This window comes from uncultured Dokdonia sp. (genome assembly GCF_947492815.1).
In the GTDB taxonomy this organism is placed as follows: domain Bacteria; phylum Bacteroidota; class Bacteroidia; order Flavobacteriales; family Flavobacteriaceae; genus Dokdonia.
The window spans coordinates 1-17,394 of record NZ_CANLOB010000029.1 but is presented as its reverse complement, the minus strand read 5'-3'; the positions used below and the strand labels follow the sequence as shown (position 1 = coordinate 17,394).

Here is a 17,394-nt window from a genome sequence, read left to right as displayed (position 1 = left end):
TGCAAAATGAAGTAGATTATGAAATGATGTTAAACTAGATTAACATTTATTGATCTTGGATCAATTGGCTTTTAATTTTACTTAAAAACTCTTTGGTAATTCCTAAATATGAAGCAATCATGTATTGCGGAACGCGTTGTTCTATTTTAGGGTAGGTATTCTTAAAAGTGAGGTATTGTTCTTTCGCCGAAAGGCTAAAGTTTCTTACCACTCTCTTTTGTGAAGCCACAAAAGCACGCTCTGTAATTTTTCTAAAAAGACGTTCTAGTTTAGGAACTTCTTTATATAAACCTTCTAGCTTGTCAAATGTAAATTGAATGAGCTGTGTGTTCTCCAAACATTGAATATTAAAGTCGGCTGGGGTTTGTGTGATAAAGCTTCCTAAATCAGAACTCCACCAGTCTTCTACAGAAAACATAATGATATGTTCTTGTCCTTCTTCATCTACATAAAACATTTTTGTACATCCAGCAATAATAAAATTAATGGTTTTGCAAATATCTCCTTGCTGTATGATATATTGATTTTTGAGGTACCGTCTATCTATGATTTTTGAAAGCACTATTGTCTCCTCCTCAGCTGTTAAGTCAATGTATTTTTTTATATATGCTAGTAGCGGTTGCTGATTCATGGGGATGTTTAACGTATAGGAGCTTTAAAGAATTGATTAACGAATACTACTCATTTTTGATGCTCTAAAATAACAATAAAATGGCAATTTCATTTCAAAATAATAGTAGTTGTAACTTGGGTAGCCCATACTTATGAAAGTAATTTGTCGACGTTTAGTTTGTACATTTTTCCAATTGGGATTTTATGGCTTTTGATATGAATTCTATTTCCTTCTATGAGTTCAATTTTTGGAATAGAAATGATATAGGATTTATGTACACGTACAAACTGCTTCTCTGGTAACTGCTGTGTAAAAGAAGATAAGGTTTGGTGAGAAACAATTAATTGATCGATCATATGAATTTTAGTATAGTTTCCATAGGCTTCGATACAAAGAATATCATTTAAATTAATTTGGTGGTATTTTTTATCTTCTTTGATAAAAATTGTAGCACTATCTGAAGTTGTTGTTTCCTGAATACGTTTTGAAGGTGTTGCTGCTATTTCATAAACTTTGTTGACAGCTTTCATAAAGCGTAGAAAACTGAAGGGTTTTAATAAATAATCTTCAATATTTAATTCATATCCCTCTAAAGCATATTCACTATAAGCAGTCGTAACAATAATCTTAGGCGGATTGGAAAGTGTTTTTAAGAAATCAAAACCCGATAATTTAGGCATATTAATATCTAAGAAGATGAGGTCAACCGTGTTTTTAGTAAGATATTCAATAGCTTCAAAGGCATTATAACAACTTGTTTGAAATGATAAATAGGAAACACTCGCCGCATATTCTTTTATAATATCATGCGAAGCTGTTTCATCATCTACAATTATATATGTGATCATTGTTTTGTGATTTCTAAAGTTGCGGTATAAACATTTTCTTCTATTGTACTCGTTAAGTGATGCTGATTTGGGTATATTAAAGTTAAGCGATCTTTTAAATTTTTGAGTCCGATGCCTTCATTTTTTGATACTTGTTCTGTATCAAAGTTATTTTTAATTGTAAAAAGGATCTTCTCTTGATTTTCCATTAACTCTAGATGTATAAAAGCATGCGCTGTCATTTGCTCTACACCGTGTTTAAAAGCATTTTCCAGTAAGACAATACACAATAACGGTGCAATTCTGGTTTCTGAATATTTTATTGTTTTCGCGAAATTTATATCAATATCTTTATGATAGCGTGCCGTTTGTAGTTCAATAAAATTGTTTAAGTAGTTTACTTCCTGCTGAAGAGATACTTTTTCTTTTGCACTATCATAAATAGTAAAACGCATTAAGTCTGACAATTGAAGCACATATTCTTGTGCGGCATCTGCATCTTTTTTTATTAAAGAATAGAGGTTATTAAGGGTATTAAAGAAAAAATGCGGATTGATTTGTTCTTTTAATAATGATAACTCTGCTTTTGCTTTTTCATTTTTAAGAGTTTGAATGCTTTTCCATTCTCTAAAGATCCAAGAGAAAATTAAATATCCTATTTCAATGGCTAAAAGCACTTTGACAGCTTCTTTTAAAAAACCTTCTGATTCTTCTGTGACATCAATGGCAAAAATCAAAAACGGAATGCTTATCGCAAAGAAGAGGTATTTATAGATGGTTTTTTTGGGGTTCTGTTTGATTTTTTCTGTAGTGTATACATAGTATAAAAATGTAAAAAAGATAGTAGTTCCTAATCCTATAGATAGACTTGTAAATAATTCACTTTGTGTGTTTCTGAAAATGATCATCAATATGATCATGAGTACAGATACAATAGCCGATCCTGTAGTCACTTTTTTTAAAGTCATAATCCAAATATATTAAAGTTTAGGTGTCAAAACTATCATATGGTTTTATGGCTTAGGTATTTATTTGATTAACGGATCAGTTTGCTATGTAAACAATCAATAAGGGATGGCAAACGATGTTTAGACTTTAGGATGAGTACTTCATCAAATCATACATCGTGTTGATCAAAATTATTTACAGACTTCTTATGTTGCTTATACGTTTGTATAGAATTTATAAAAAACAAAAAATGAAAACACGTATTACAATGATTTTGATGGTATGCATTTCTTTTATGATGCATGCTCAAAACACTTCAGAAAAAGAACTTCTCAAAACCTTTGATGCACATACTCCTACAGCTTTAGAAAAGAATAATGTACCTGGTTTAGCTGTAGCCATTATTAAAAATGGAGAAGTTATTCTCAAGAAAGGCTATGGATACTCAGATGTTTCTCATAAGGAACTAGTTACTCCCACTACAGGATTTAATATAGGTTCTATCTCTAAAATGTTTACAGCTTGGGGTATTATGAAATTAGTAGAGGATGGGAAACTTGCATTAGATACTCCTGCCGCTAACTATATCACATCATGGAAATTACCTGATAGTGAATTTGATTCAAAAAAGGTAACTATTAGAAATTTATTACAACATACAGCAGGTTTGTCTGTTCATGGGTATCCTGGTTATGAAAATAAAGGAGAGCTCACTTCAACCATTCAATGTTTATCAGGAAATGGAGATGAAGAAGCATTAGTACAACTAATTATGGAACCAGGAAGTTCGTGGAAATACTCAGGTGGTGGTTATTCTGTTTTACAACTAGTGATAGAAGAGGTGAGCGGGACTTCCTTTGCAAACTATATGGAGACCACTATTTTTAAACCTTTAAAAATGAAACATTCTAGTTTTACGATTGATCACCGAATTTTGAAAACATCAGCAAAGGGTTATGATAAAGATGGAAACGAGATTCCTTTACGTCTTTTTAATGCACAAGCCGCTGCAGGATTGCATACTACGATTGAGGATTTAATTCTTTTCGCGAAAGCGTCATTATCAAAAAACCCTGTTTTATCACAAGAGAGTATCGCATTATTAATTACACCTACAGAATTATCACGAGGGAATTACGGGATGGGTTATATGGTGATGAATCGTTTTGGAGATTTTACACTTTCTGGGCATGGTGGTTCTAATAAAGGTTGGCAGTCTGGGTTTATGCTTGATTTTGAATCAAAATCAGGGATTATCGTACTTACCAATGGTTCTTCAGGGAAAAAGGTATTGTTTGGAAGTATGAAAGACTGGGCACAATGGCGTGCGACTCATTAATATAAAATTCTTTTTCCAACTATTCTGTCACAGATTGTATCTTATATGTGTCTAATCTATAGTATATGGAAAATAATCTTACGGCACTCGTTAAAAAAGCAAATGAAGGGGATAAGGAATCTTTAGAACATGTGATTCTAGAGATCAATGACTTAGTGTATAACTTATCCCTTAAAATGCTTCTCTTTCCAGAAGATGCCAAAGATGCGACACAAGATATTTTAATTAAAGTAATAACCCATTTAAGTACGTTTAATTATCAAAGCCAGTTTAAGACATGGGTGTATCGTGTGGCTACTAATTATTTGATTACTTATAAAGGGAAAAAGTCAAAAGTATTTGCAATGCCTTTTAAGGAATATGCAACCTTGATTGATTCGGGACAAACAGCAACTGTTACCTATGCTAGGAATGCAGGGGAGTTAGCCTTATTAGAAGAAGAAGTAAAGGTAAGTTGTACGCAAGGTTTATTACTATGTTTAAATTCAAGTGATCGCTTAGTTTATATACTCGCTGAAATTCTAGAATTCACCAGTAAGGAAGGAGCAGTAATTCTTGGAATCACTCCAGAAAATTTTAGAAAGAAGCTATCGCGATCTCGAACAAAAATCAAAAACTTTTTAACTAATAAATGTGGGTTAGTAAAGGCAACTAATCCATGTAGATGTCATAAAAAAATAGACTTTTTAACCAATCAAAAAGTAATCAACCCTAAGAGTTTACGATTTGCTCAATTTACAAAGCGAAGTATGGATTTGGTAGATCAAATAGGTGATTTAGAAAAAACGATTGCAATCTATCGTGCGACACCCAATATCCCAACACCTTCAGATATTATGAAAACCATTAAAGAAATCATTTTAATTACGTAAAGCATCATGCATCCAAACTTTAATTTTAAACAGTTTATTGGTATCACCTTACTTGTGAGTATCTGGATAAACATTTCTGAAGTATTCAGGTATTTTGTACTTGTCATGCCACGTGTCAAAGCTTTTTTTGATTATCAACCAGGTATTGCAGATATGAGTTGGAGTATTTTTTCTATTTGGGGACTTTGGGATATCTTACTAACAGCGATACTTGTCTTTGTGTTTTGGTTGTATATACAATCCTTTGGAAATACAAACACTGCTGTGTGGCTGTCAGGAACACTAGTATGGGGAGCCGTTTTTGTGATTTTTTGGGTCGCAACCGCCAATATGGGATTATCTAATTGGAGTATACTTCTCATTACATTACCATTGAGCTTGTTAGAAATGCTTGTGGGGGCATGGATTGCTTCTAGGTTGTATAGAAGAAAGGCGTAAAGATTTGGTGAGTAAGTCCTTTTTAAAATTTTACAATGATAGCTTTTACGAAAGCTATAGCAAAAAGCATACATTATATATCAGTATCTGTCTTCTTTAAAGTACGTCCTCTAGGGGCATCACTTTCCTGTAACACAATATCAGAATGTAAGAACTGTGCCGCTGCTGCTGAGTCTTTTACTTTGGAAGCGCTACGTGCTAACATTTCTGTTTCAAAGGTTGTTAAAACGCTTTTTCTAATTCCTATTTCTCTCCATTTTGATAAAGGACGGCATCCTTTTGATATTTCTCTGGCTAGTGCCAATGCATCCAGTAATGCTTGATTGGCACCTTGTCCTTTGAACGGGCTCATAGGGTGTGCGGCATCTCCAAGTAAGGTTACGTTGTCTTCTTTCTGTAATAGATCTGAAGAGAGTAATGCTCTATCATATACAGGATACCCAGATACTTGAGTTGGGTGAGTAGCTTTCATAATCTGAGGAATTGGGTCATGCCACTGGGTTCTGCGACAGGCTTCTTCTTTCAAGGCTTCGGCGCCTTGACTACTCAATGCTTTTGCTTCTGTCTCTGAGATGGGGAAACTCAATTGCCACATGATAGCATCAGCAGTAAATGGCATCATATAGATGCGCTCATTACCATTTGCTGTTTGAAAAACGGTCGCCGAGTCGAGTAGGGGACTCTCTATATTTTTAAGTGCATCTAGCGGACAAATACCTAAAATCACAATACAATCTAGATAACGCAAAGGGGTGGTGTCTTCACCGATCAATATTTTTCTTACCGAACTACGAATGCCGTCTGCTCCTACGATGAGGTCTGCTTGCGCATTTTTTGTAATTCCATTTACTTGAAACGTGAAGTTCATACTACCGTTTTCGAGTTTGTTATAGTCTATAAATTGATATCCCCATTGTACAACATCATGTCCTTGGAGTTGCTCTAATAGGGCTAAGCGTAATGATTGTCTTGCAATATGAACATTGGTGCGTTTTGGAGTTGTTTTTGCGTCAGAGGCTATCCATTTTCTCATTCCCCATTCCCCTAGTATTTTTCCTTCAGTGGTATGTACTACATGTCGTGTAGAAACAATTCCTTCTTGTAAAGAGGAAATTCCAAATCCTTGAATGGCTTTGCTTGCTTGTTGTAGTGTAAGTCCGTAGCCTTGTGATCGTTCATCAAAACTTGTATCACGCTCATAGAGTGTAAAAGGAATCTTACGATGTAAACAAGCTACAGCCAGTGCAACACCTCCAATGCCTCCACCAATAATAGCAACATGTGGGTAGCTTTCTGTATCGGGTATGGGATAGCTGTCAGTAGGAAGTAATCCAGATCCATTACAGGTTGAACAAGGGTATAATGGACCTTTTGGAGGAATAGGAGCCGTTCCTTTTCCGTCTGTTTTTTCAAATACTTCTAATGCTTTCTTGTATTCAAGTCGTACCTTTTTACGTATGCGTCGTCTTTTCTTGCCATGTCCTTTGCACTCTTGACAGGTGGTCCAACTTACTGCTTCCATTGCTACCTTTTCCATGATTTGCTACGCGATACCATTGATGACTTTTATGTTTTAAAGCCTATGCGTTTCTAATTTTTTATAAATATAATTTAAAATTGATAAGAGGAAGTATATGCTTTACTGCTACGCTTTTCTTTTTGGTAATGAACCTGCCTGCTGGCAGGCAGTAGCGCATTTAGAAAAACACATTAAATAAAGTGTAAAAGTTTGTTATGTAGTTTTTAATCTCCTCTCCCAGAGGGAGAGGATTAAGGTGAGGGTTCTTGATATGAAAACCTCTCATCCTAACCTTCTCCCAAAGGAGAAGGAACTTTTTAGCTTGTAACATACTAAATAACAGTGTTGCTTATATCGAACTCACGTTAAAAATAACTTTCATATATCAAGCTGCACTTGGTTTTGTTTCCTATTTCATTACTAATTACGATGTCATTCTGAAACGAGTTCAGAATGACATATCGAATTTCTTTTTGGATACCTTTTCTATAAGATGAAGATACTATCTATACGGAGGCCCAGAAACCCAACCTACAATAGATTGACGGGTGCCTTTAGTGATAGGAGTAACGCGATGAATAATAAAGGAAGGGAAAATGATAATGGTTCCTTTTTCTCTAGGTGCATTGACAACTTTCTGATTGATCATAAATTGTAAATCTCCGCCTTCGTAGTCATCAGGATCTGATAATTGAATCGTCATACTTAGTTTTCTGGCTGAAATTTCTCCTGCACCAAAATCTAAATGCCAATCAAAAAAATCACCTTCAGAATATCTAGTTAGTTGTAACTCTTGGTGAAAGCCTAATAAATCAAACCAATAGCGTTCATTATTACAATGTACAGCCAAGTCTGCTAATTTCTTATAAATCCATTCATTTTCTGGAATATGATCAATAAACATCACCGAGCTTTTTCGGAGTTCTTCATCAGGTTTTTCTTTTCCAGAAACAGTAGCTTCTATGGTTTTAGTATCATCCCAAAAGTTGAGAATTCTATCTATTTCATGTGGGAGAAATAATCCTTGATAATAAATATATTCAGCAAAATTATGTTTAAGCGGAAGTCCAAATGAATAGTTTATTGCCATATGTAAAATGTCTTTTATGAGAAGTTTTTATTGATTTTTTATACGGTAATCTTCTTTTGTATAGTAGTTTATAATTGGAAATTAAGATAGTTTAATTTTCTTTTGGTCTCTCTTTTTTTATAGAAAATATTTTAAAGAAGGTAAGACTTCTCCATACCCATTCTAGCGGTCCGTACTTAAAGTGTTGTAACCAGATTTTGCTTACCCATGCTTGTACTAGAATAAGTGCAAAGGCTATTAAAAGCGTATAGGTGTTTGAAAGCTTTCCTAGAAAACCAAATCCCCAACCATAGAGTAATAGTGTTCCTAAGATACTCTGCATAACATAATTGGTTAACGCCATTCTTCCATAAGGAGCTAATTTTACTAGCCATTTCTCAGGTTTTATATTTCTATATAAGATCACAAAGAGTGCTAGATATATAAACGTCATAGCAACATTATTTAAGTCATATCCAGCAAGCCCAATCATTGCTAGCCAGTTATCCATTTTTGCTTCGGGTCCCATAATCATAAAAGCACCAGCGGTAATACCTAGCGATACGACAAACAAAACAAGTGACCAAATGAGTACTTTTTTTGTGAATTTTTTGCTTTCGCGAAAGCGTGTAAAGAAACCTGAACGTCCTACATATAAACCTATAAGGAAGAATCCAAATGTAAAATACCCACGTCCAAAGAAACCGTATTGAAAATTCATCTTATCCAAATGACCTTCCCAACTATTAGTGTCAAAAACCTCTCCAATAGTTCCATTTTTTAAGATATTGTAATAGTCGGTAACATGTGAACTCTCCATATCCATTGGATTCACATCTAAAAATAAGTGTTCTCCTTGTGTTAGATAAAAGACAATGTATCTACCTAGTCCAAGAAATAGGAGTGTAGCAATACCTAGTACCCATTTGTTGTTTGCTTTATAAAATGGAATTAATAAAATACCAAGCATCGCATAAATGGTGAGGATATCGCCTCTGTAAAATAGACTATGCACATATCCAATAGCGCACAGTAAAATTAATCGCCATAGAAATCGAGTACCAAAAGCTTTTCCTTTTTTGGCTGCATTATCCATTTGAATAAAAAAGCTAAGTCCAAATAGAAAAGAGAACAAAGCAAGGAATTTCCCTCTCATGAATATACCAATTCCCCCTTCTATAATTTGATCTGATAGTCCTACGCTTACTGATTCGGCATGACTTGGTGGTGCGCCTGCACCCAAATATTGCTCTACCATATGGCAGATTAATATTCCAGCAAGGGCAAACCCTCTTAGAGCATCTATGATTTCAATTCTAGGTAATTTTGAGGATGACATATTGATTAGGTTGATTGATTGATGATGTGTTTATGTCTTTATTCCGCTTTCGCGAAAAGCATTCTATGTACCCACCATACTACTATTTATGATACGGGTATCTAAGTATTTCCTAAAATTAGTAAAAGAAAATGAGCCTTTATGGATGTTGCTGTATTTTCTTGAAGGTGGAAGAGGGTGTTGAAGCTTCAGAATACTTGCATAAGAAATTAGAGGTTTCCTTGTCTAAGAATTTAATCTTTAAACTCATCATATAACGAATCGAAGTCTTCTGGTGATCCGAGATAAGTCCAGACATCCGGTCTTTTTATCTCATGTTTTTTATGTTTTTGAATTCAATCATCTAAACTACTATCATAGTGTTACTTACAAAGTTACCGTAAATTTTAATAGATAGTATCGTAATTTATTGTGTATGGTATGTTTTTAGGAAGGTATAGAAGTACTAAATGTTTGTTATAGGTATCAATGATTATACTGATGTAAGGTAGTTAGAGTTGTACTTATTGGACAATTAGTTTTTTTGAGATACGGCCCTCATTTGTTTGAATACTTACAATATAGAATCCTTTGGATAATTCGTTAATTGGGTATTGGTCTAATACATTTGAAAATGATTTTACAATTTTCCCATTCAGATCAATGATTTGAACTTTGGTTATTTCTGAACTGATTGTTACTTGGAAAAAATCACTGGAAGGGTTTGGATACATTTTAAAATTAATAAATGTTGATTCATTTACAGATAGTAATGCATCACATTCTTCTTCTGTGCCTACAAAGGTACTTATAGGGTCTATGTTTACCCAGTTGGCATTACTATAGTCTGTATCATCCACAATGATACATTTCAGATTAGGGTTATTAGTAGCTCTAAAAAAAGTGAAATTGCTATTGTTACCATTAGCTATATTCAAAGTTTGTAGTGAGTTATTATGTACAGATAATCCATTTAGATTTGGATATGATGAAACATCCAATTCAGTTAAGAGACCGCCTGTAGAGAAGAATTGTCTTACATCTGCATTATGAGGTAAATTTAAAGAACTAAGACTCGTGCCAGACATTATAAATGATTCTAGGTTTTCACATCCGCTAAGATCAATGGATACAAGGTCAGAATTGCTTATACCTTCTATATAGCTTAAATTATTCAGATTGCTAAAATCAATTTCAGTAACATTTGTTCCTGCAAAAAAAATCGTTTCTAAAGCCGTAAAATCTTCTATTCCTGTAAAATCGTTGATAAAATAAAACGGCGGACTCTCATTGATTTGAAGGTCTATTCTAAAATTGATATCACTTGTTAAGACTTGACCATTAATAATCCCATCAGAATCAATGCCAAAATCAATTAAATATTCTTCAAAAATGGGATCTGGGATAGCTGTATATTGTGCTTTAATGTTATTCACAAAAAGTAACATAAAGACGAACAATATATGTTTTAAATTACTCATTATTGTTTCCTTTAAGTATCATATTTTGTTCTTGAGTGCCATCATCGTACTCTTTTTGGATTAGGTAGAGTCCATTTTCTAAGTCTTGAATGAGTGTAGGCTGATTTATTTGTAGAGAATCTTTATCTGTAATTGTGTAGTTATTATTGGGGACGCCATCATTAAATTTAATAATCTTACCACTACTGGCACCTCTATTAATGTTATGATAACATTTTCTAGGTTGATCATCTAGTTGCTCAATAATGATAGCTGATTTATTTGGATGTGTTATACTTTCTAGATCTAAAGAAAAACGATCTACTGCATTTGCAATCGTATTTACATCATACACAAAATTCGTATCCTCATAGTCGGAAGGTGTATTATAGAATTGATATCCATTAAATATCTGTCCACCAGCACTTACAAATTTATAGTCAAAGCCAGGCTGAAATAAGGGCTTGTTATCAGAATTGCTAGGGCCTGCAAAATAATAATCGCCAGAATAGGGCTCGTAAAGACAGGCTATAGTCGTTAAAATAGCTTGTAATATAGGCTCATTATTTATAGTCTCTCGCATTCGAACTCCTTGACCTTCAGTAAATATAGTGATAAATTCATTAAATTCAATTACGCCTTGAGGAGTTGAGATCATAAAATTTGTGCCATCAATATCTACATATGGAATATCAATAGCATCTACAACTTCATTACTAAAGAGATATTGAAGTGTAGAGATGCCCGAAGAAGTGTCTATACATAGATTAGGATTGAAATAGGTAGCAGGGGTATCAACTACAAAATCCCCTGCTATATTTGCATTGTAATTTATATTCGTTTCATCACGAGTTACATTTTCATTTGAAGTTGGGTCAAAAGAAGGAAATGTGCCAGATATTATTTGTTCTGTATTACAGACAAGAGGCGTTATAAAATCGTCAACAAATCTAGAAGTATTACCATTTGTATGTTTTAGTCCAAATATATGACCTACTTCATGCGCTAAAAGATATTGCTTGTTTTCTTCATTGTTATATGCTTGATAGGTTAGTATAACATTTAACGGATTAAAAAGACCTGCTGCACCACCTCCTGGTTCGTTCTGGATTCTAAAATTAATTCTATCTGGAAAGTATTCATTTCCATCATGATCCTGAATGTCATCTACAAATTCAAAACCGATGTATTTAAAAAAAATATTGAATTGATTGTAATTAATATTTAAGTAGGCTACCGCTTCAAAATACGTACTCTCATCAAAACCTCTATCAATAGCTGTTATTTCTTCTAAAATAAAGTATGCTTTTACCACAAGCGGTTCTTCATTTTCAAAATCTAAAGTTGTGCTACCTGTGTGATAGGGTTCCAAATCGTATTCAGTTAAGCATTCACAGATACTTAACATTTGGGCTTGGAGGGAAATAGGGAGGAGTATAAGTAAGAATATAATTTTTTTCATATGGTTTATGAGTTCAAAGCTTACTGCTTCTCTAACAAGTCTCTATGTTTTAGTATTTTATGTAAGCACTTGTATTTGAAACGTTTATTGCTTTCAGTAAACCTACTTGTTATTTAGTTAATATTCTTACGGTTTTCCGTAACAAGAATGAAAAGACTGAAAATTGCTTCGTTTTAATGATATGATTATCAGGGAATACTATGTTATTTCTGTTGTGTTAAAAGAGCAAATTTCTTGATTATGTAGACTCCTGTTTACGCTTTCGCGAAAGCGGAATTAAAAAGGAAAAATAGATAGAGAAGGGGATTTCTTATAGCACCCATCTTTTTATGAAAAATGATTTCAATGAAAACCAGACACGAGTGTAGGATAGCATATTATTGTTGCTATTAGATATGAATGTTATAGAAGAAATGTAGGTGCGATATTAATCATAGGCACGGTCACCTCCTAAACTATTTTTTATTATTATATAAATAATCTGCGATTTTCATGATGAGGTGTTTGTTGTCAAAAACGTCTTTATTCATAAAATCCTTAGGAATACAACTATCTATAAATTTTGAAAAATTAATATCATAAGAGTTAAAATGCTGCTCATTATATGTAACCTTCCAAGGTAAATTCCATGGTAATGAATTCATATAATAATTTCGAGAAATATGTATGACATCATTATTTTGATTTGTGATTTGAATTGTAAACTGATTACTAGAGGTGCTCCATATTCCTTCGCGCTGATGTAATATGTTACGAATAACTTTAGTATTAAGTGTATCTAAGACATTTGGAATATTGTAATAAAACTCTTTATTGACTTTCTTTTTATTTCTTGAGAAATCAGGACCTTCTTTTATCCTTTTGTCTACAAGTGATATGTAATTTTTTACATCTTTGTCTGTAATAGTAAAGTCTTGGATTGATGGTATTTTAGATGGAGTGTTATTTATTTGTTCAAGTACTTCTGTGATATGGAGTAGACTTACTTCGTTTTTGAATTTTGAAGCTTTGGCATCTGTATAATTACTTTCAGATGTTTTAGTTGTTGCGAGTGTTGATGCATCTTTTGCAATGTATACTACTTTATTTTGAGCACTATGAAAACAACCCAAACTACTAGCACTTATTGTTACTGATTGAATAGGGGAGTTTAAAAACTTTTGTAAAGGTTCTTTAGGTTTGTAAAGTTGTATTTTATGAGTATTCAAAGAGTATCGGTAATTATTTTTATGCCCATCCCATAGTATCGCTAGGCTATCATTTTTTAGCTGAAAGTCTGCAACTGAAAACTTTACAGTATCTTCTCTGTACCAGTCTTTTCCATTATCTTCAGAAAGATAAATTTGATTACCACTAATTCCCCAAGTTAAATTTTTAAATTTTTTTACTATTGTTGGTTTCGTTATTTTCCTATCTGTTGTATATGGAATTGCATGGGTAATTCCGTTTGTGTTTACTCGATAGACTTCATATTTATTATTTATAATATATAAAGACTGATTTACTACTTTTATGTTTAATGGTCTTGTAGTAAGCCTTTGTTTGGTTATAGGTTTAAAGGTTGCTGGTGTGGTAAAAGAAATCACTTTACCATCATTTGTAATTGCGTATAATTCTTGTGAGTTTTTATTTATTTCAAAATCGATGATCGTTTCACTGAAGGGTTTCCAATCAATATTGTTTTTGTCAGTATAAAAGATTTGTCCGTTTTGATCTACAACAATATAATTTTTCCAGAAACGTATTTTCTCAATTCTGTCATCAGAATAACTGTTATCATCTTCTTTGATATATTTTTTTTGATCGTATGGGGTCGGTACTTTTTGATACGTTTTCCAATTGTCACTGGTTTGGTAGATTCGATTGTGCAAAGCTCCGGAGATACCTTCTAGGTTATTGCTCATAAATATGCTATGCATACGTGTAGAAGAATTATATGGGGATTTAAGTTTTTTCCATTGCTGTCCATAATCTTCAGAAAAATAGATTTTACCAGAAGAACCTCCCATCCATGCTTTTCCTTTTTCATTGACATAAATATCATAGATCCATGAGTCTCCTCCGTAATCTAATAATTCCCATGTTTTTCCTCCATCATGCGTAAGGTAATACCCATTGTTTTTTTCCTTTTCATCATTTGCAGGAATGTATCCCGTCATGATGGCAGTATCTTTATTAAAAAAAGAGATTCTTTCTAGAAATGGGCCACCAATTCCAAATTCATCATCAGATTGAAATGAAGTATCGCCATAATGCCAATTTGTATCTATTGTATTGGTAAAATACATAGTGCCTACTGCAGAAGTAAGCCAAATCTGTTCATCTGGAGAAACTGATATTTCATTTATTCGTCCTGTTATTTCTAATTTGGCTCTTCTGTCTTTAACTTGTCCAAAAGAAAGTATGGGTAAAATCAAAATAAGTAGTAGGATGTAATATTTCATGGTTATTGTTATTAATCGTTTCAGTGACACTGTTTTTTAAATTCAGATTGTTCTATTTTACGTACGATACATCAATAGTACGTTACTTCTTTATTTTTTTGAATACATAATGAGTGAACTCCTTTTTTGAGTGAGTAAACGCTATTACATAACATGAAAAATTTAATTAATAGGTATAGAAAATGTTTTCGTATTTAGATGACACTCTTTATACATCTTTGTATTGTTTTGCTCTTTGATAGCAAATTTTTGAAAACATAAACAACAATTAATATGCCATCATTTAACTAAAAAAGCCATTTCATAACGAAATGGCTTTTGATATTGTATTTATTTATAGGTAGTTACTCAGGCAACTCAATACTTTCATAAGCTCCTAGGTCTGGAGCTGTTGTTCTACTCACTCCTTTAATGTCTAAGGGAAATTGATTAGCAGCACTTTGAAGCCCTTGACCATTTCCTGCGGTATCTTCACCTACTTGTAAAAGATTATTAAACTCGTCTTGGAAATCTGGATTTCCGCCACGTATAACATCTGTATATAGGGTTGTATTGGTGAAATCAAAAAGGGGATCATTCTCAAAATTTCCAAAGGTATCGTCAAAACGTATGTGCGTATTCCTGAAGTTATAATTGAATGGCGCAATGGGATCTGCATTAAAACCAATCTCTTCTCCTTGGTTTCCATAGATGATACAGTTGGTAAAATTAGCTTCTACTAAATCATTTCCAAACCCAGCAAAGGTATTGTCTAAAAAGACAGCTGGTGTATTTCTAAAACTTCGAGTCCAGTAATTAGCAAATGTACAGTGTGTAAAATTATAAGTACCTCCTAGTTGTACCAACATTGCAAATTGACCACAATTATTAATCACAACATTAGAACCTTCTACAGTAGAAAAACGGTTGATTAATCCTGCGGCAGAAGCATTATAAATTTGCGTATTCGTAATTGTAAGATCTGGAGCTCCAGACCCTGTATTTGATTCATTAATAATTCCTGCAGTTGCATTTTTTATAGTGGCATATTCTATTTCATTATTTACACTTCCGTCGGTAAGTAAAATAGTTCCCCATTGTCCAGGTGTATCAGAGAAAGAAGGCTCTAAGCGATCTCCTTCAAAAATCACTTCGTTTTCCATTAGTTCAGGATCGGTACTTAAGGCACCATTAATATCTAGGGTACCATTGTCACCTACAATAATCCCACTATCTGCATGGAAGTGAACTCTCGCTCCAGGTTCTATAGTTAAGGTTTTTGGTGTATTACCATCTGGGGTACCTACAGCCATATACCCATAAATAACATAAGGTTTTTCATTGGTAAAGGTGAGTTCATCATCGGTTAAGAAACGACCTTCTAATACGGTTTCTGTGCCATTAATGGTAAGTGTTTCTACCATGCCTGTCTCTTCATCACGATCGGCAAAAAGGAATATGGCATCTTTGATTAAGGTGACCAACTCTACTTTTTGCTGATTTGGACCACTGTCAAACTCTATAGCTTCTGTATTTAAAAACTCTAAGCTTCCAGCACCTACTTCGTTAATGTCTGTTGTGGTCTCAACAAATACAAAAATACTATCGTTGGCTAGGATTTCTACATTTTCAAAGGTACGTCCAGGAACACCGTCTATATTTAAACGGTAATCAGATTCATCTCCTGTCGTTAAGCGTACGCTAGGAATATTAACAATCTCATCAGAGTCATTGTATACCTTAAAGTTATACGTGCTAGAGCCAATATTGGTAAATACGGTATCTAAGAAAATGGTATCTCTAGAAAAACGTAAATCTCCTGTACTAGGCGTTGTGTCAAAATCATTACGACATGAACTTACTAAAATGATACAAACTAATAAGAGTAAACTATAAATACTGCGCATTCAGATAAATTTTATTGGCACCGCCAAAGTGTTTAATACTCCGAGGCTTGCCTCGAAATTAAAATTCAGTTTCGTATAAATACCTCGTTGGGTTGCCCCGAGGTAGTTTACAACAAATATAACTTTTTAGCCAGTGCAATATTGCCTATAGATGCGATTACTTTTTTTTGAAGTTAAAAGAAGTTCTTTTTAGATACTCACGTATATGTATTTTACATTTTAATTTGATTTATGATCAGAATCTTTAATGAGAAACTTCCCCATCTTAATTATTATATGCTCCTCTTTTAGAATCATTTTAAGATTGACATTCACAACTTGTTGCCTATCTACCTTAACCTCTAGAGTTTTGTAATCTACATATGAGAAAAGGATGGTATCACCAGAGGTGATTTCTAACTCATAGTTACCATCAAAATCTGTATATACTCCTTTATCTGTTCCTTTTATATAGACACTAGCTCCTGGAATTGGGCCAGAGTTATCAGAGACATTTCCTTTTAAGACATATTTTTGTTGTTGTTGAGATGGTGCATTGTTTTGCTTTCGCGAAAGCGAACTAATCTCTATACTCTTATACACACTATCAGCATATTCTATCGTTCTAATTTTTCCTTGTGCTTTGACCTCTTGTGTAGAAAGAATAGCGGCAGGTATCAAAAGTGAAGCTGCATAACTCACCCATGACTTTCCTTTTTTACGTTGTAATTGAATAGGACGTTCTAACTGCGTTTGATGAAAACGACCACATAGATTTCCTCCGCCAGTTGCTGTTTTATAGAGTTGCTCATCTGTCATTTTTGAAAAATCAATGACTTCTTTTGTACATACAGCACAATGTTTTCCTTTTTGAGTAGGTGTCATAGTCGCCCAATCTTCATGGCAAGGCTCAGGAATGGTAATGATCATTGATTTTTTCATCAGTGTTAGTTTTTATAGTATCAAACCTAGCTTTTTTACAAAGACGATAAAATGATGAATGAGGGAATGAGGTGTTTTAGTGAGGGAACGTACTTCAAAAATGGCGTGTTACTCTATTTTGAGTATAGATGGTCTGTTAGTTGTAATCTGTATTATTTGAAAGTTCTCTCCAATATTTTAATTATGTGATACTGTCATTTCTGTAAAGGTTACCTAATTCGTTGACAGTTTTGATTAAATTTATTAGGTGCTAACCCGTCTAAGCTTTGATGTGGTCT

Annotated in this window: 14 protein-coding genes; 3 read left to right on the top strand and 11 right to left on the bottom strand. The window is 33.5% G+C overall.

The features are described 5' to 3' along the window. Positions 1-46: 46 nt before the first annotated feature. The 3 genes from Q1A01_RS19930 to Q1A01_RS19920 all read right to left on the bottom strand — a co-directional run bounded on the left by Q1A01_RS19930 (position 47) and on the right by Q1A01_RS19920 (position 2,408). Positions 47-631: a Crp/Fnr family transcriptional regulator gene (locus tag Q1A01_RS19930; protein ID WP_299684388.1), complete on the bottom strand. Its 585-nt coding sequence runs from the start codon at positions 629-631 to the stop codon at positions 47-49. A gap of 131 nt (positions 632-762) precedes the next feature. Further along, positions 763-1,461, bottom strand: a complete 699-nt coding sequence (locus Q1A01_RS19925) for a LytTR family DNA-binding domain-containing protein (protein WP_299684386.1) — start codon at positions 1,459-1,461, stop codon at positions 763-765. After that, positions 1,458-2,408 (bottom strand): histidine kinase, encoded by a 951-nt coding sequence (locus Q1A01_RS19920; RefSeq protein ID WP_299684384.1) that lies wholly within the window; start codon positions 2,406-2,408, stop codon positions 1,458-1,460. The genes Q1A01_RS19925 and Q1A01_RS19920 overlap by 4 nt, the downstream gene beginning before the upstream one ends. A 230-nt stretch (positions 2,409-2,638) precedes the next feature. Between Q1A01_RS19920 and Q1A01_RS19915 the strand changes: the two genes are divergently transcribed. The 3 genes from Q1A01_RS19915 to Q1A01_RS19905 all read left to right on the top strand — a co-directional run bounded on the left by Q1A01_RS19915 (position 2,639) and on the right by Q1A01_RS19905 (position 5,037). Beyond that, positions 2,639-3,727 carry a serine hydrolase domain-containing protein gene (locus Q1A01_RS19915; protein ID WP_299684382.1) on the top strand — a complete coding sequence of 363 codons (1,089 nt, stop codon included), beginning with the start codon at positions 2,639-2,641 and terminating at the stop codon, positions 3,725-3,727. A 65-nt stretch (positions 3,728-3,792) separates the two neighbouring features. Next, a complete protein-coding gene (locus Q1A01_RS19910) occupies positions 3,793-4,599 on the top strand; it encodes a sigma-70 family RNA polymerase sigma factor (protein WP_299684380.1) in 807 nt (268 codons plus the stop codon). A 6-nt stretch (positions 4,600-4,605) separates the two neighbouring features. Next, positions 4,606-5,037, top strand: a complete 432-nt coding sequence (locus Q1A01_RS19905; protein ID WP_299684378.1) for a hypothetical protein — start codon at positions 4,606-4,608, stop codon at positions 5,035-5,037. A 73-nt stretch (positions 5,038-5,110) separates the two neighbouring features. On the opposite strand, the gene Q1A01_RS19900 is transcribed toward Q1A01_RS19905, so the two are convergent. The 8 genes from Q1A01_RS19900 to Q1A01_RS19865 all read right to left on the bottom strand — a co-directional run bounded on the left by Q1A01_RS19900 (position 5,111) and on the right by Q1A01_RS19865 (position 17,116). Continuing rightward, entirely contained in the window at positions 5,111-6,574 is a 1,464-nt protein-coding gene (locus Q1A01_RS19900; RefSeq protein WP_299684376.1) for an NAD(P)/FAD-dependent oxidoreductase, read from the bottom strand. A gap of 484 nt (positions 6,575-7,058) precedes the next feature. Further along, complete coding sequence (locus tag Q1A01_RS19895; protein ID WP_299684374.1) at positions 7,059-7,646, bottom strand: 2OG-Fe(II) oxygenase; 588 nt, start codon at positions 7,644-7,646, stop codon at positions 7,059-7,061. Between the two features lie 91 nt (positions 7,647-7,737). Beyond that, a complete protein-coding gene (locus Q1A01_RS19890; protein WP_299684372.1) occupies positions 7,738-8,964 on the bottom strand; it encodes a DUF418 domain-containing protein in 1,227 nt (408 codons plus the stop codon). A 503-nt stretch (positions 8,965-9,467) separates the two neighbouring features. Continuing rightward, on the bottom strand, positions 9,468-10,379 hold the full coding sequence (locus Q1A01_RS19885) for a T9SS type A sorting domain-containing protein (RefSeq protein ID WP_299684370.1): 912 nt from the start codon (positions 10,377-10,379) through the stop codon (positions 9,468-9,470). Between the two features lie 37 nt (positions 10,380-10,416). After that, a complete protein-coding gene (locus Q1A01_RS19880) occupies positions 10,417-11,865 on the bottom strand; it encodes a hypothetical protein (RefSeq protein ID WP_299684368.1) in 1,449 nt (482 codons plus the stop codon). Between the two features lie 455 nt (positions 11,866-12,320). Further along, positions 12,321-14,309, bottom strand: coding sequence for a hypothetical protein (locus Q1A01_RS19875; RefSeq protein ID WP_299684366.1), 1,989 nt, complete (start codon positions 14,307-14,309; stop codon positions 12,321-12,323). Between the two features lie 344 nt (positions 14,310-14,653). Then, positions 14,654-16,195 (bottom strand): hypothetical protein, encoded by a 1,542-nt coding sequence (locus tag Q1A01_RS19870; protein WP_299684364.1) that lies wholly within the window; start codon positions 16,193-16,195, stop codon positions 14,654-14,656. A 219-nt stretch (positions 16,196-16,414) separates the two neighbouring features. Beyond that, positions 16,415-17,116, bottom strand: a complete 702-nt coding sequence (locus tag Q1A01_RS19865; protein ID WP_299684362.1) for a carboxypeptidase-like regulatory domain-containing protein — start codon at positions 17,114-17,116, stop codon at positions 16,415-16,417. Positions 17,117-17,394 lie beyond the last annotated feature (278 nt).